The sequence below is a fragment of the Thalassotalea sp. HSM 43 genome (assembly GCF_004752005.1).
Lineage (GTDB): Bacteria > Pseudomonadota > Gammaproteobacteria > Enterobacterales > Alteromonadaceae > Thalassotalea_A.
The window spans coordinates 2,629,117-2,646,046 of the sequence record NZ_CP038493.1 but is presented as its reverse complement, the minus strand read 5'-3'; the positions used below and the strand labels follow the sequence as shown (position 1 = coordinate 2,646,046).

12 protein-coding genes are annotated in these 16,930 nt (G+C 43.6%); 11 read left to right on the top strand and 1 reads right to left on the bottom strand.

What is annotated here, in order from left to right; genetic code table 11:
• Positions 1-13: 13 nt before the first annotated feature.
• Positions 14-346, bottom strand: coding sequence for an Hpt domain-containing protein (locus tag E2K93_RS11415; protein ID WP_135439214.1), 333 nt, complete (start codon positions 344-346; stop codon positions 14-16).
• 400 nt (positions 347-746) lie between these two features.
• Between E2K93_RS11415 and folE2 the strand changes: the two genes are divergently transcribed.
• The 11 genes from folE2 to E2K93_RS11360 all read left to right on the top strand — a co-directional run bounded on the left by folE2 (position 747) and on the right by E2K93_RS11360 (position 16,918).
• Positions 747-1,673 (top strand): GTP cyclohydrolase FolE2, encoded by a 927-nt coding sequence (gene folE2, locus E2K93_RS11410; RefSeq protein ID WP_135439213.1) that lies wholly within the window; start codon positions 747-749, stop codon positions 1,671-1,673.
• A gap of 413 nt (positions 1,674-2,086) precedes the next feature.
• Complete coding sequence (gltB, locus tag E2K93_RS11405) at positions 2,087-6,547, top strand: glutamate synthase large subunit (RefSeq protein ID WP_135439212.1); 4,461 nt, start codon at positions 2,087-2,089, stop codon at positions 6,545-6,547.
• A gap of 17 nt (positions 6,548-6,564) precedes the next feature.
• Entirely contained in the window at positions 6,565-8,007 is a 1,443-nt protein-coding gene (locus tag E2K93_RS11400) for an FAD-dependent oxidoreductase (RefSeq protein WP_135439211.1), read from the top strand.
• A gap of 346 nt (positions 8,008-8,353) precedes the next feature.
• Positions 8,354-9,178 (top strand): HAD-IIB family hydrolase, encoded by an 825-nt coding sequence (locus E2K93_RS11395; protein WP_189637756.1) that lies wholly within the window; start codon positions 8,354-8,356, stop codon positions 9,176-9,178.
• Positions 9,179-9,232: 54 nt separating this feature from the next.
• Positions 9,233-10,480, top strand: coding sequence for a glycosyl transferase (locus E2K93_RS11390; RefSeq protein ID WP_135439209.1), 1,248 nt, complete (start codon positions 9,233-9,235; stop codon positions 10,478-10,480).
• A gap of 122 nt (positions 10,481-10,602) precedes the next feature.
• The gene (locus tag E2K93_RS11385) at positions 10,603-12,363 is read left to right on the top strand and encodes an alpha-amylase family glycosyl hydrolase (RefSeq protein WP_135440482.1); all 1,761 of its coding nucleotides are present in this window, start codon (positions 10,603-10,605) and stop codon (positions 12,361-12,363) included.
• 43 nt (positions 12,364-12,406) lie between these two features.
• Complete coding sequence (locus E2K93_RS11380; RefSeq protein ID WP_135439208.1) at positions 12,407-12,919, top strand: SixA phosphatase family protein; 513 nt, start codon at positions 12,407-12,409, stop codon at positions 12,917-12,919.
• Between the two features lie 36 nt (positions 12,920-12,955).
• Positions 12,956-13,174, top strand: a complete 219-nt coding sequence (locus E2K93_RS11375; RefSeq protein WP_135439207.1) for a hypothetical protein — start codon at positions 12,956-12,958, stop codon at positions 13,172-13,174.
• Positions 13,175-13,267: 93 nt separating this feature from the next.
• Entirely contained in the window at positions 13,268-13,666 is a 399-nt protein-coding gene (locus E2K93_RS11370; protein WP_135439206.1) for a hypothetical protein, read from the top strand.
• Between the two features lie 144 nt (positions 13,667-13,810).
• Positions 13,811-14,440, top strand: coding sequence for a dUTP diphosphatase (locus E2K93_RS11365; RefSeq protein ID WP_135439205.1), 630 nt, complete (start codon positions 13,811-13,813; stop codon positions 14,438-14,440).
• Between the two features lie 174 nt (positions 14,441-14,614).
• A complete protein-coding gene (locus E2K93_RS11360) occupies positions 14,615-16,918 on the top strand; it encodes an FdhF/YdeP family oxidoreductase (RefSeq protein WP_135439204.1) in 2,304 nt (767 codons plus the stop codon).
• Positions 16,919-16,930: the final 12 nt, after the last annotated feature.

Genomic DNA, 16,930 nt, shown 5'->3' with positions numbered 1-16,930 from the left:
ACAATGGCTAGCATTATGCTAGCCATTTTTTTAATTCGACTAATGATAGCTGATGCAGTTCGCGCATTTTCAGCAACTCATTATTGAGCTGACTAAAATCATCTTTGCTGTACTCTACCGAGCCCAACAATTGATGTAAGCTGTTTAATCCAACATTGCCTGCCGCTGACTTCATTATGTGACAATGTTGTTGCCATGCATGGTAATCGGCTTTTGCAACAGCCTCTGCTAAATGCGTGAAATACGTTGCCGCCTGCTGTTCATATAAATCGATGGTCTGCAAAAACACATCCTTACCTAAGGCTTTGGTGTATTCGCTGATGATTTGTGTATTCAAATGTTCCATAACGGCTACGTGCTATTGAGTATATGTTGCAAAAACTATCATGTTTTTTGCAAAAAAAAACAAAAAACAGGCAAATTAACAAACAAACTACATGAGTCACACATGATACTTACGCAAGCAACAGAAATGGATCAATAAAACCGCGAATATATTCGGGCGAAACGCTTGTTTAATTGCTTTTCGTCCCCATTTACTGCAGAATAGCCGACCATTTTACTCGGACTTTATCGGCGTAAAACAGGGTTTGCCGTCACTTTTTGCCGAAAACGGCGAAAAAAAAGTAAAAACCTGCGCGGTTTTTCGCTAGAATATGCGCCCTTAATTGCCTTTGATGAATTTCATGATGCTATTCATTATAGGAAATGAATTGCAAACAGTTGTAACAGGAAACCAATTAATAATGCCAACATCAATGCCAGATATCGCAAACCAGACCGCGGCCCAAACTGAGGGTACGCTCGATAGAGTCGGTATGGGAAATATCGAAATGCCAATTATGGTTGCGGCAAAAGATGAAGCTGAACGTGTCGTCTCGGCTCATATCGATGCATTTGTAAATTTAATGCAACCAAAAGCGAAAGGCATTCATATGTCTCGCTTGTATTTAGCATTAGATGATTTGGCCAGCAATAACGTGCTGACCTATCAGACGTTGGTTACGTTATTGAAAGAATTCATTGCCTCGCACGAAGATCTAAGTGATACCGCATACGTTAAATTCAGTTTTGACTACCCGATGCGCCGCGAAGCGTTAATCAGCGGTAAGAAAGGCTGGCGCGTATATCCAGCGTCTATCGTTGGTAAATTGGAAAAAGGTGAGTTTGATATTGAACTGAGCGTTGATATTGCTTACTCATCCACTTGCCCTTGCTCTGCCGCGTTGGCTCGCCAGTTAATTCAAAAATCATTTGCTGAGAAATTCGCTGAGCAAGACCAGGTTAGCAGTGAAGAAATTCACACTTGGTTGGGCACCACTGAAGGCATCGTTGCTACCCCGCACAGCCAACGCTCGATTGCAGAAATTAAAGTTAAGCTTAACTCTTTAGTTAACTCATTTCCGATCACAGACATCGTTGATACCGTAGAAGCTGCATTGCAAACACCAGTTCAAGCGGCAGTAAAACGTGAAGATGAGCAAGAATTTGCCCGTCTTAATGGTCAAAATTTAATGTTTTGTGAAGATGCCGCTCGCCGTGTTCAACACGCGTTAAACCTAATTGAAGGTTATGATGATTTTTGGGTAAAAATAAACCATTTAGAATCATTACACGCGCACGATGCGGTTGCGGTTACCACTAAAGGCATCGAAAATGGTTATCAGCCTTAATTGATACCATTAAATATTCCAAAAAAAGCCGGTGAAGCCGGCTTTTTTTTATTAGCATAACTTTCTCGCTACGATTTACCCTGCAAAAATATCTTTTTTGCATAAATATCAACTCTCTAAACCGACAAATAAAAACAAAAATGAAAGTTTTCAGTTGTCACAACAAAGTCTCTAGCCCCTTATATTTATTAGTGATTTACAAATACTGGCAAAATTCTTTTATTTTTCCTGTGCTTTTTATTGGTTGAAAAGTTAAGAGTAATAGCTCTATTTTTCATTGACCTTTGCTCAACATCCTTATATCTTAAAAAGTTCCCCTATTGGGAAAACGCTATATTTATTCATTTTTCAGCTTTATTTATTCTATTTCAGGGCGTTTTAACCGATAGATATGAATACAGGAGAGAGACTGCATGCAATTATTTGATCCCAATTTTCAAAAAGACAATTGCGGATTTGGCCTTATTGCCCATCAAGAAGGTGAGCCAAGTCATAAGCTGATCAAAACAGCGATATCGGCACTGGATCGTATGCAACACCGTGGCGGTATTAATGCCGATGGTAAAACCGGTGACGGCTGTGGTTTGCTGATGCAAAAGCCAGACAGTTTTTTTAGAGACATTGCCAAAGAAAATGATTGGAACCTGAGTGCTAAATACGCCGTCGGTATGGTTTTTGTAAATCCAAACCCAGACGAAGCAAGTATTAGTAAGCAGATTCTTGAACAAGAGCTAACCGAAGAAACATTAGAAGTTGTTGGCTGGCGTATTGTGCCAACCGATATCAATGTACTTGGTCCTATTGCCAAAGGTAATTTGCCAGGTATCGAACAGGTATTTGTTAACTGCCCTGCCGGTTGGCGCAGTCAAGATTTCGAACGTCGCCTATTTATGGCGCGTCGTCGCGCTGAAAAACGCATCAAAGATAATCGTTTTTATATTGCTAGTTTGTCCTGTTTGGTCACCATCTACAAAGGTTTGGTGATGCCGAAAGACTTACCAAACTTTTATAAAGACTTGGCAGATATTCGCCTGCAGTCGGCGATTTGTGTATTCCATCAGCGTTTCTCAACCAATACATCACCGCAATGGCATTTAGCACAGCCATTTCGTTATCTTGCTCATAATGGTGAGATTAATACCATTCGCGGAAACCGTGAGTGGGCAAAAGCGAGAACCTATAAGTTCAAAACGCCATTAATCCCAGATTTAAAAGATGCCGCGCCGTTCGTTAATGAAAGCGGTTCAGACTCTTCCTCATTAGATAATATGCTGGAATTGTTTTTAGCCGGTGGTATGGATTTGTATCGTGGTATGCGTTTGCTTATGCCACCAGCATGGCAAAACAACAATGCCATGGACGATGAGCTTAGAGCATTTTACGAGTTTAACTCGATGCACATGGAACCTTGGGATGGCCCGGCTGGTATTGTTATGACCAATGGCCGTCATGTTGCATGTAACCTAGATCGCAATGGCTTGCGCCCTGCCCGTTATGTTCGCACCCGCAATGGTTTTATTACCTTAGCGTCTGAAGTCGGCATTTGGGACTACGGTGAAGATGAAGTCGTTGAGAAAGGCCGAGTAGGTCCTGGTGAAATGCTCAGTGTCGATACCTATACAGGTACGGTATCTAAGTCCAACGAGATAGATAAGAACTTACAATCGCGCCATCCATATAGAAAGTGGTTAGATAACAATATCCGCCGCCTAGTTCCATTTGAAGAACTCGAAGCGGAACTTGTTGGTAAGCGCGCTTTCGATGATCAGCAGATGAGCCAATACCATAAGATGTTTAATTACTCTTATGAAGAAATTCATCAAGTTATTAAGATCATGGCGGAGAACGCTCAAGAAGCGACCGGTTCAATGGGTGACGATACACCAATGGCTGTGTTATCGAGTAAATCTCGTACTATGTACGATTACTTTCGCCAGCAATTTGCCCAGGTTACCAACCCGCCTATCGATCCACTGCGTGAACGTTATGTAATGAGTTTGGCAACCTGTATTGGTCGTGAGCACAACGTATTTAATGAAACAACCGGTCTTGCGGATCGCGTGGTATTTGATACGCCAATCATGATGTATACCGGTATCAAACAATTACGTGAATACGATGACAAACATTATCGCTGCGATACCATTGCACTGAACTATAAACTCAATGAAGGTCTACAAGCAGCCATTCAACGAGTATGTGACGAAGCGGTACAAGCAGTACGCGATAATAATGCGGTTATCATTATTCTTAGTGATCGTCATATCAGCAAAGACAGTTTACCTATTCCAGCGGCAATGGCTGTTGGTGCGGTGCAAAAGCGCTTAGTCGCGGAAAACTTGCGTTGTGATTCGAACATTGTGGTTGAAACCGCATCGGCTCGCGACCCACACCACTTTGCCGTGCTATTAGGTTTAGGTGCGACCGCAATTTACCCGTTCTTAGCTTATGAAACCATTGAAACCTTGGTTGAGCAGCAACAACTCGACATGCCACCGAAAAAGGCACTAGAGAATTATCGTAATGCCATTAACAAAGGTTTATTGAAAATCTTGTCGAAAATGGGTATTTCCACCATTGCCAGTTATCGTTGCGCCGGTTTATTTGAAATTGTCGGTCTCAATGAAGAAATCATGGACCTTTGTTTTGACGGCATTCCAAGCCGCATTCAAGGTACTGATTTTAGTGACGTAGAACAAGATACTATTAACCTAGCTCGTCGTGCATGGTTACCGCATCAAAAAGTCACCCACGGTGGCCTATTAAAATACGTACATGGTGAAGAGTACCACTGCTTTAATCCAGACGTGGTATCGAGCCTACAAAGATCAGTGCAAAGCGGTGATTACAGCGCTTATAAAGTATTTGCCGATGCCGTGAATACCCGACCACCAGCTACCTTACGTGATTTGCTCGCTCTTAAAGAAGATCAAGAAGCGATTAAACTGGATAAAGTGGAAGCCGCTGAAGAAATGTTTAAACGCTTTGATAGTGCGGCAATGAGTATCGGTGCATTGAGCCCTGAAGCTCACGAAGCACTAGCAATCGCGATGAACCGTCTTGGTGGTTATTCAAACTCAGGCGAAGGCGGTGAAGACGCCAATCGTTTTGGTACGGTGCGTAATTCACGCATCAAGCAAGTTGCCTCGGGACGATTTGGTGTTACACCACACTACCTAGTCAATGCCGATGTATTGCAAATTAAAATTGCCCAAGGTGCTAAGCCTGGTGAAGGTGGTCAATTACCGGGTGATAAAGTGACGCCACTCATCGCTAAATTGCGTTTTTCGGTACCAGGTGTCACCTTGATTTCACCACCTCCGCATCACGATATTTATTCTATCGAAGATTTAGCGCAACTTATCTTTGACCTAAAACAGGTCAACCCTAAGTGTATCGTCTCGGTAAAACTGGTCTCTGGACCAGGTGTCGGCACGATCGCATCAGGTGTGGCAAAAGCGTACGCTGACTTTATCACCATCTCAGGTTATGACGGCGGTACTGGTGCCAGTCCATTAACCAGCGTGAAATACGCCGGTTGTCCATGGGAGCTTGGTTTATCCGAAGCGCATCAATCGTTAGTTGCCAACGGTTTACGCCATAAAGTGAGATTGCAAGTAGACGGTGGTTTGAAAACCGGCGTTGATATTATCAAAGGCGCGATTCTTGGCGCCGAAAGCTTTGGTTTTGGTACCGCGCCAATGGTCGCTTTAGGGTGTAAATTCTTACGTATTTGTCACCTTAATAACTGTGCCACCGGCGTTGCCACGCAAGACCAATTATTGCGTGATGAGTATTTTAAAGGCTTGCCAGAACAGGTGATGAATTACTTTAAATTTGTTGCCGAAGAAGTACGTGAAATCCTAGCCAAGCTTGGTGTCGCGTCACTGCAAGACTTGATTGGTCGTACTGATTTACTTGAACAATTACCGGGTCAAACCGCGAAACAGCAAAAACTGGATCTGTCGGCGATTATTGCGCCGGTTAAAGCAAGTGAACATACCGGTTTATATCAAACCGAAAGCAATGAACCATTTGATAAAGCAGTACTGAATAACAGTATCCTTGATCAGGTATCAGACAACATTGTCAATAAAACCCCTGGTGAGTTTTATTTTAATGTTCGTAATACCGACCGTTCTGTAGGTGCTTTGATTTCTGGCGAGATTGCCCGTCATCACGGCGACCAAGGTATGGCAGCAACACCGATTCACTTAAACTTAAATGGTACGGTTGGACAATCGTTTGCCTGCTTTAATGCTGGCGGACTAAACATTACCTTAACCGGCGATGCAAACGACTATGTCGGTAAAGGTATGGCTGGCGGTAAAGTGACGGTTATGCCACCTAAAGGTGTAACCTACCAAACACATTTAACGCCGATTATGGGTAATACCTGTTTATACGGTGCAACCGGCGGTAAGCTATACGCAGCGGGTCGTGCTGGAGAGCGCTTTGGCGTTCGTAACTCAGGCTGTCACGCGGTTATTGAAGGCGCAGGCGATCACGCATGTGAATACATGACCGGTGGTGTTGTCACCTTCCTAGCCGACGTTGGTCTAAACTTTGGTGCCGGTATGACCGGTGGTTTTGCCTACGTTTTAGATGAACAAAATGATTTACAACAACGTTTGAATGGCGAGTCCATTGAAGCCTTGGAGTTGGTTGATTTACGCATTCATCAAGAACATTTACGTGGCATCATCAATCATCATCTTGAAGAAACAGGTAGCCCAAGAGCCGCCTATATTCTAGAAAACTTTGGCGAATTCAGTAGCAAATTTAAATTGGTTAAACCCAAAGCAACTGATGTTAAAACCTTGCTCGGACACCGCAGTCGAAGTGCGGCAGAGCTGAGAGTGCAAGCGCAATAAACTAGCAGGACAGTGTTATGAGTAAGAATGTTTATCAATTTGTTGACGTTAAGCGCATCGATCCGCCAAAGAAAGCTATCGATGTACGCAAAGCCAATTTCGTTGAAATTTATCAGCCGTTAAGTTCAGATCAAAGTGCCGGTCAGGCGGATCGCTGTCTTGATTGTGGTAATCCCTATTGTGAATGGAAATGTCCTGTTCATAATTACATTCCGCAATGGCTGGAATTAGTCACCGAAGGCAAAATCCTTGAAGCGGCTGAGCTATGTCACCAAACCAACTCGCTACCAGAGATGTGTGGTCGAGTTTGTCCACAAGACAGATTATGTGAATCGGCGTGTACGCTGAATGATGAATTTGGCGCCGTGACCATAGGTAATATCGAAAAATATATTACCGATCAAGCATTTGCCATGGGTTGGACACCTGATTTAAGTCATGTTGTCGATACCGGCAAGAAAGTCGCCGTCATAGGTGCAGGCCCTGCTGGGTTAGCGTGTGCTGATGTACTAACTCGCCATGGCGTTAAAGCGACGGTATATGATCGACAGTCAGAAATTGGTGGCTTGTTAACCTTCGGTATTCCATCGTTTAAATTGGAAAAAGAAGTTGTTATCCGCCGTCGTAAAATATTTGAAGGTATGGGCATTGAGTTTGTATTAAATACCAATGTCGGTACTGACATCAGCTTTAGCGAGATCAGCGAACAATACGACGCGGTATTTCTTGCCTTAGGTACCTATACCGATATGACCGGTGGCTTCGATAATGAAGGGGCAAAAGGCGTTTATAATGCCTTGGATTATCTTATTGCCAATACCCAAAAGACCATGAACATCAGCGAAAATGTCAAACCTTACACCAGTTTTCAGAATAAGAAAGTGGTTGTACTGGGCGGTGGTGATACAGCGATGGATTGTGTTCGTACCGCAATTCGCCAAGGCGCTACACAAGTCACATGTGCTTATCGTCGTGATGAAGCCAATATGCCTGGTTCACCGCGCGAAGTGCAAAATGCCAAAGAAGAAGGGGTTAAATTTGAATTTAACATCCAACCTTTGGATATCGCCGTTGACGCTGATGGCAATGCCGTTGGTGTAAAATTTGTTAAAACTGAATTAGGTGAGCCTGATGCCAATGGTCGACGCAGTCCACAACCTGTCGCTGGCAGCGAGTTTGTGATGGATGCGGATGCCGTGGTTATTGCCTTTGGCTTTTTACCTAGTCCACCAAAATGGATGCAAGACGCGGGTGTTGAAATTGACAGTCGCGGCCGTGTTGTGGCCACTGAACATTCAGCCTTTGCAATGCAAACCAGTAAGCAAAATATCTTTGCCGGTGGTGATATGGTGCGCGGTTCCGATTTAGTGGTTACCGCTGTTGATGAAGGTCGCAAAGCGGCGATTGGTATTCTTGATTTCGTCATGAACGAAGAATTACTGCACATTCAACAAGCCTAATATCGAAAAATTTGAATTGGCCAGGCGCAATGTCTGGCCTTTTTTATGTCTAAACAAACGCGCCTTTGTCAGCCTCTCTATCTACATTCAGTCATAACGCCACGTAGTCATTCAGCAAAAGCACTAACTTGCAAAAACGACCGACTCACAAGTAGCACAGTTATGTTATCCGCTCATGTAATGCACCAAAGTGGCGCACCAAAACGGTGCAAGCATTTTCGGTTACTGTCCTCGGATCGCTTATAAACAGCTAAATTAGCGCTAATAGCCCTTATATCTGCTTATTTTTCATTCTGGTACACATGTTGCATTTTCTATTGTAATGATAAATATAGGAGACATCATCGTGGACAAACACTACATCATAGCAACCGATTTGGACGGTACTCTGCTTGATCACAGTACATATAAGTTTCACAAAGCGGTACCGGCACTCGAATATTGCCAACAGCAAGATGTCCCAATTATTTTCAACACCAGTAAGACGTATGCAGAAACAGAACATCTGTGCCGCGTGTTAGACAATAATCACCCGTTTATTATTGAAAACGGCTCCGCGATGTACATTCCTAAAGACTACTTCGCAAAAGAATTAGACAGTGATATTGAACGATTTGATGCCGGCGCATATTGGTTATACAAGTTTGGTTTAAATCGTAATGAAATCCTATCGCGATTAACCCGATTTGCGAAAACACAAAGTTTTCAATATCAAGGCTTCTCAACCATGACCACTCGTGAGCTTTGCCGTTGTACCGGCTTATCGCTACCTAAAGCCGCAGAAGCCAAAGAGCGACAATTTTCAGAGCCTTTGTTATGGCTGGATAACAGTGAAAACCAAGCCTCATTTGCCAAGCATTTAAAATTGCTGGGATTAAACGTGATCAAAGGTGGTCGTTTTGTGCATGTCTTAGGGCAGAGTGACAAAGCCAAACCGCTTGAGTATCTAAAGCGTTTGTATGAACTCAACAGCGGTTCTGAGCATACCTTGATTGCCCTTGGCGACAGCGCCAACGACAAAGCCATGCTAGAAACCGCCGATATTGCCGTGGTGATTGAATCACCGGCGCATCAAGATCCAGTTATCGATATTCATCCGCATCTGATCCGCTCTCGTTTTCAAGGGCCCATCGGCTGGAATGAAACGGTGCTCGACATCCTGCAACGATAACCACAAAGACAACAACTAGCGCACAACAGAATAGGCAATTTAAGGAGCAATATAATGGGCGATTTTTATCAAAACGGTATAATCACGACGCTACACAACTTATCCTCACGTCCTATCGAAGATTTGGAGCAAGAACTATCGAGCTTTAGCAGTAAACGTCCTATGGGCTTAGTCCTGCCAAGCCTGTACTCGGAATTAAACACCGAGGCATTACCTAACATCGTTAATGAATTAGCCAAAGTACCGTATCTGTCGCAAATCGTTATCGGTTTAGACAGAGCCGATCAACAAGAGTATCAACACGCTTTAAAGTTTTTCTCAAAGCTACCACAGCCGCACCGCGTGTTATGGAATGATGGCCCTCGTCTGAAAGCCATTGATGCGGAATTAAAGGAACTAGGTTTAGCACCAGAGCATTTAGGCAAAGGTCGTAATGTTTGGTACTGTTTCGGTTATACCTTAGCCTGCAACCAAGTCGAATCGATTGCCTTACACGATTGCGATATTCTTACCTACGATCGCAAAATGTTGGCGCGACTCATTTACCCCGTCGCCAACCCCAAATTTAACTACGAGTTTTGCAAAGGTTTCTACTCTCGTATCGCCAATGGTACGCTCAATGGTCGAGTATCACGATTATTAGTAACGCCATTAATTCGCGCCTTGAAAAAATTGGTTAAAGACGATGATTATCTCGATTACCTCGACAGTTTTCGCTATGCATTGGCCGGTGAGTTTTCATTTCGAATCGATGTATTAAATGACCTGCGTATACCAAGCGATTGGGGTTTAGAAATCGGCGTGTTAGCAGAGATGTATCGTAACTATTCAACCAACCGATTGTGCCAAGTGGATATTGCTGACGTTTATGACCACAAGCATCAGGAGTTAAGCCTCGATAATGAGCAAGGTGGTTTGTCAAAAATGTCGATAGACATTGCCAAAGCCTTGTTCCGAAAACTCGCGATTCAAGGCACGGTATTTGATGCTGGTACCTTCAGAACGATTAAGGCAACCTACTACCGTATTGCCTTAGACTTTATCGAAACCTATAAAAACGATGCCATTATTAATGGTCTCGAGCTGGACATTCACAAAGAAGAGCAAGCGGTAGAAATGTTTGCTGAGAATATCATTAAAGCCGGTCACACCTTTCTTGATGATCCAATGGAAACACCGTTTATTCCTAGTTGGAACCGTGTCGTGAATGCCGTGCCAGATATATTTGAGCGCATAAAAGATGCTGTTGAGCAAGACAACTTAGAATTTGGTGAAGCGGCAAAATTAGCCAAAACAGCCTAATGGCAACCGCTTTAGCCAGCGTTTTTCATTAAACTGTTTTCACTAAACCGTTTTCATTAGAACAAAGGTTAATACATCACAGGGTTGAATTGATGACAAATTACGCGAATCATAAAAATACTATGCAGGTTTATGAGGCAACGAATAGCGAGGCGATGCAACAGCTTATCAGTCGCCTGCAAAGTCATATCTATAGCGTGTACGGCGAACAAGTCGGTGAGGTTTTATGCCAAGACTTGATTGCACAAATGGGCATCACCAATGAGTGTCAGCCACCTGCGGCGTATACCAACCACTGGGATCAAAATGACGTATTTGTGATCACCTACGCGGACTCTATTGAAAACAAACCAGAGCCACCACTGCAAACCCTACATCACTTTTTAAGTGACTATTTAGGTGACAGTGTCTCCTCGGTACATATTTTGCCATTTTATCCTTACAGTTCGGATGATGGCTTTGCGGTTATTGATTATTACCAAGTCAATCAATCGGTTGGCGACTGGCCCGACATTCAAGCGCTGACAAAAGACTATCGAGTCATGGCTGACGTAGTGATTAACCACTGCTCGGCACGAAGTGGTTGGTTTGAAAACTTTAAACAAGGTAAACATCCGGGCAAGGATTACTTTTATTGTGTTGATAAAGATACCGATACCAGTCAAGTGGTTCGTCCGCGCACACATGATCTGTTGCGACCGGTTGAAACCCAAGATGGTGAACGCTACGTTTGGTGTACATTCAGTCATGATCAAGTCGATTTTGATTTTACCAACCCCAAGGTGTTGTTAGAGTTTGTTTCGGTTATTAAGTTTTACCTAGACCAAGGTATTCGCATATTTCGCTTTGATGCTGTGGCGTTTATTTGGAAGGAGGAGAATTCAAGCTGTATCAATTTGATGCAAACCCATGAAATCATTAAGTGTTTACGATTGTTGGCTGAACATTACTGCCCTGGTTCGGTGATTATTACCGAAACCAATGTGCCAAACAGGCAAAACTTAATGTATTTTGGTAACGCCAATGAAGCCCATGCGATTTATAACTTCTCGCTACCACCATTGTTATTGAATACCCTTATTAGTGGCGATTGCAGTCACCTAAAAACATGGCTGATGTCACTGCCTCCTGCCCAACATGGTACCACTTACTTTAATTTCATTGCCTCACATGACGGTATTGGTTTACGCCCTGTGGAAGGTATTCTCAGCCAGCAGCAAATCGATTCACTGATCAATACCATGGTCAATTTTGGCGGCAAAGTCAGTTGGCGAGCGCTAGAGAATGGTCAAAACCAGGCATACGAAATAAACATTGCCTTATTTGAAGCGTTACAAGGCACCAGCAAAGGGCCAGATAACTTGCAAAAAGAACGGTTTATTTGTGCCCATGCGATCATGCTCGCCATTGAAGGCATCCCAGCGATATATATTCATAGCTTTGTTGGCACGTTAAATGACCATGAGCGAGTAAAGCACACCGGTCAAAACCGTGCTATTAACCGCCATAAATGGCATTACCCTAGCCTTACCGCCCAGCTCGATGATTCCACCAGTAAAGAGCATCAGGTGTTATCGGCTTTACAAAACATGATTGCTATACGCAAAGCACAATCGGCGTTTCATCCCAATGCGACGCAATATACCTTGCACCTTGGTACCAGCTTGTTTGCTTTTTGGCGACAAAGCCCAGACCGACAACAAAGTATTTTTGCCATCAACAATATTAGCGACCAAGAACAAATATTGCGCCTAGGCGATCTTAATTTGATAGAACTGGATACTTGGGTCGATTTGATCAGTGACACGCAATTCGACGATTTATACCAGACCATTACCTTGGCTCCATATCAAACGCTATGGATATCCAATAAACGGCACTAATTTGACGCGCAAACATTGGTCAATGTGTGTCTATAATTAGAATATGAAGATATTGCACTTACTGCGTCACGCAAAATCCAGTTGGCAGCAGCCAGAATTGGCTGATGTGGATCGAGGGCTTAACGATCGAGGTAAGCGCAATTGCGCCAGCATGGCACGAGAAATTGCCCAAGCAGGTTATGATTTTAAGCATGTCTACACAAGCCCTGCACAACGGGCGCAAAAAACCATCGAGTTAATCGCCGAACATTTGACTAATGATCAAACCATTGAAGATTTAAGCTGGCAAACCGCCACGGCCTTGTATACCTTTGATGCGGAACAACTAGCTCGCTTTGTCGAATCCCTTGATGATGCCATCAATGAGGTCATGCTGGTTGGCCATAACCCGGCGCTGACATTATTTTGTAACCAATTAACCAATGCCAATATCGACAATATTCCCACCTGCGGTTATGCTCAAATAAAAGTAAACGCACTGAGTTGGCAGCATATTGCTGATGCTCCGGCGCTATTAATGTATTTTGTCACCCCAAAAATGCTTACCGCCAGTTAACCAACAGCACATAAACAACAGAGTCCCCTTATACAAATGAACAGTATCCGTTTTTTAGTCTTTGGCAATGCCATGCAAGTTAAGCGAGTTGCTCAACAATGGCAGTTATTTGACGATCCGCAAACCGGCATTGGCCGCCGTATTTATGATGTTTATATTCCTGATGATCTTAATCAAGAGCAGTTAACCCGCTTTTTAGCGGACATGTTTCATGAGTCGGCGACCGTTGAACACCCGGATGTCATTGTTCGATAAATAGCCGCACATATTTGCCACTTTATTAGCACAGCGATTAACGCTAAACTAGCCACTAAGTAACTGTTATAAAATGATATTCAGGGAACGAAAATGAGAAGTATATTAATTATCGCGGCGTTTATTAGCCTAACCTCTTGTGCCCATTTAAGAATCAACTCCAACGCAAGTCCATTTATCCAAGGCCAAATATCATCTTCAGGCGTTGCGATTTATAGTATGAATGAGGTGCTCCGCTACGATGCAGAATACCTAGCTAATGTGCAATCATCATATTGTCAGGAAATAGATGATGCGGAAGCAAGACGTGAACAAAGAACACGAACCCCCTACAGCCCACAGGGGCATTTACTGCGACAATTACAAGTGGAAACGCAATTAGCTGGCGGCAATGGCTTGGTTGCACATCAATGTCACAACACCTATACCAACCGTTGTTCTCCTAACGTGCAGTGCTCTGGTAGTGCCTATTGGGTCGAGCAAGGCAAATAAAGCCCCCGCAGTACATGACGACAAAAAAGAATGGTTAACGCAGTAAAAAAATGACCGAGTTGCTGATTATTAACTCTGTATTTTACCCTCTGTTTCGGGCAAACTATGAGCCATTAGAATAATTAGTTTTTTGTAGGAATTTTCATGTCTGAATTATCAACAGCAATTAAGCAAATTAAGCAAATGCTTACCATGCAAGATGCAATGAATACCCGAGTCAGTGATACCTGGCGCACCAATAATTTTGAATGGTATCGTGCTATTTGGGTTGAGTGTGCAGAAATGCTTGATCACCATGGTTGGAAATGGTGGAAGCATCAAGAATGTGACATCCCGCAAGTGCAACTTGAGTTAGTTGATATCTTCCACTTTGGCTTGTCACTGCGTTTGATGCAAGAAGACAACGTTGACGTTATTGCTGAGACCTTAGCCAATGAAATCAGTCGCCAAACATCGCACATTGACTTTAAACTGGCATTAGAAGACTTAGCGTCAGCTGCGGTAAGCAACAAAGATTTTGACGGCCTTAGTTTTGCCGCCTGCATGCGTTTGATGAACATGGATCTTGACGAGTTATTCCGCCAATACGTAGGCAAAAACACGCTAAATTTCTTCCGTCAAGATAACGGCTATAAAACCGGTACGTACATAAAAATTTGGCATGGTAAAGAAGACAATGAAGTACTTGCTGATTTGGTCGCAGGTTTAGACACCAGCAGTGATGACTTCCAACAAAATGTCTATCAAGGTCTAAAAGACGCCTACCCAGCCTAAGCGTTATCGCGCCAGATTGATGTCTGGCGCGCAATCTCTCAACAGCAATGCGCCAACCTCTCACGGATAGTTTGCTTTGCCGCTCTTTAGAAGGCTTGTTTAGAACGCTTACAAGGACTTCAGCAAAACAACGTAGATATCCTATTATTAAGGTAGTGATGCAAAGTTATCGTTATGACATCAAATAATCGCAATACCGTTCAATTCCAGCAAAAACCAGCCAAAGCAGGCGGGATAAAATCGCTGCAATCTACGCTTAAGAGTATCATTAAATCTCAGCAGCCAAGTACCAACATCAAAAGCCTGTTAAAAGCGAATCAAGATAAAGGTTTTGATTGCCCTGGTTGTGCTTGGGGAGATGAAAAGCAAGGCCTGATCCAATTTTGCGAAAATGGCGCGAAAGCCATTGCGTGGGAGTCAACCAGTAAAACCATTGACGCCGCGTTTTTTGCAGAGCATACGGTAAGCGAACTGAAAAAACAAAGCGATTATTGGTTAGAATATCAAGGGCGATTGGCTGAACCTTTGCGCTACAACGCTGAGTTAGATAAATACCAAGCGATATCTTGGTCTGATGCATTTGCGTTGATTGCCAGTCACCTAAATCAACTTGAACATGTTGATCAGGCAGAGTTTTATACCTCAGGTCGTGCCTCGAACGAAGCAGCGTTTATTTATCAGTTATTTGGTCGCCTTTACGGTACCAATAACTTTCCAGATTGCTCCAATATGTGCCACGAAGCCAGTGGTGTCGCGTTAAAAGAAGCGATTGGTGTCGGTAAAGGTACGGTAACCCTTAAAGACTTCTCCTTTGCCGATGCGATTTTTGTATTCGGTCAAAATCCCGGTTCGAATCACCCGCGGATGATGAACGCATTGCGTAAATCAGCACGCAATGGCTGTAAAATTGTCACCTTTAACAACCTCAAAGAAGTGGCTTTAGAACGCTTTGCCAGCCCGCAAGATGCGGTGGAATTGCTGACTCCGAGCGCAACGCAAATCAGTCATGCCTATTTCACCCCTAAATTAGGTGGTGATATGGCGGCGGTAAGAGGCATCGTCAAAGCTTTACTTGAACGCTATCCGCAAAGCCTAGATCGCAACTTTATTGAGCAACATAGCCAAGGGTTAGAATCTTATATCGAGCTGGTCGAACAAACCTCGTGGTCAAAAATATCTGAGCAAAGTGGCTTAACCCAAAACGATTTAAGACAAGCTGCCAGTGTTTGGGCCAATAGTGATAAAGTGATCTGTTGTTGGGCCATGGGTTTAACGCAACACAAGCATTCGGTTGCCACCATACAAGAAATCACCAATCTGCAGCTGCTGGGGGGCCATATTGGCAAACCTGGCGCTGGCTTGTGCCCGGTGCGAGGTCACAGCAATGTTCAGGGCAATCGTACCGTTGGCATCAACGAAAAACCGCCAGAGGCGTTCATTGATAGCCTAAGTAAGGTTTTGCAAACACCTTTACCTAAAGCGCCTGGACACAATGTCTATCATGCGTTGAAGTCGCTGTTGTCTAAAGACAGTAAAGTGTTGGTTTGTTTAGGCGGTAATATTGCCCAAGCAGCCCCGGATAGTGAGCGTACATATCAAGCGCTCGCCAACACCGAGCTTAATGTACAAATCGCCACTAAATTAAATCGCAGTCATTTATACATGGGTAAAGACGCACTTATTTTACCTTGCTTAGGGCGAACCGAAATCGACAGGCAAACCAGCGGTGACCAATACATCACCGTAGAAGACACTTTTTCAATGGTGCATGCCTCGATGGGTAATGTCGAACCGGTATCACGCCAGCTAAAATCAGAAGTAGCAATTATTGCCGGTATTGCCCAAGCAACGCTAGGCAATGATGCAATCGATTGGTCAAATCTCACTGCTGATTACAGCAATATTCGCGCCTTGATCAGCGCCTGCTTACCTGAATTTAACGATTTTGAGCAACGCCTTGATCATGTCGGTGGTTTCTATTTAGGTAATAGCGCCAGCGAACATCGCTGGTTAAACGTCGCAGGTAAAGCGTTATTTAACAGCAACCCATTACCGGATGAGCTGGTGCCCATTAGCCAGATTGCATTAGAAGACAGTAAGCGAGAACGCCTACTGACGATGCAAACAATGCGCTCTCACGACCAGTACAACACCACAGTTTACGGCATGAATGATAGATATCGTGGTGTGGTTAATGGCCGAAAGGTTCTATTTATCAACGCTCAAGATGCGAAAAGACAGCAATTATCAGATGGTGATTTAGTGACCATCACTTCGGTTTGGCAAGACAACATTGAACGACAAGTAAGTGATTTTAAAATACACCTTTATGATATCCCTGAGGGAAATGTTGCTGGCTATTACCCTGAAACAAACCCATTAGTACCGATGGATAGTGTGGGCGACAAGTCATTTACACCGACCTCAAAAGCGGTTGCTGTGTATCTACAAAAACAAGTGAGCGATCGTATTCTTTAGACCCACCGCATT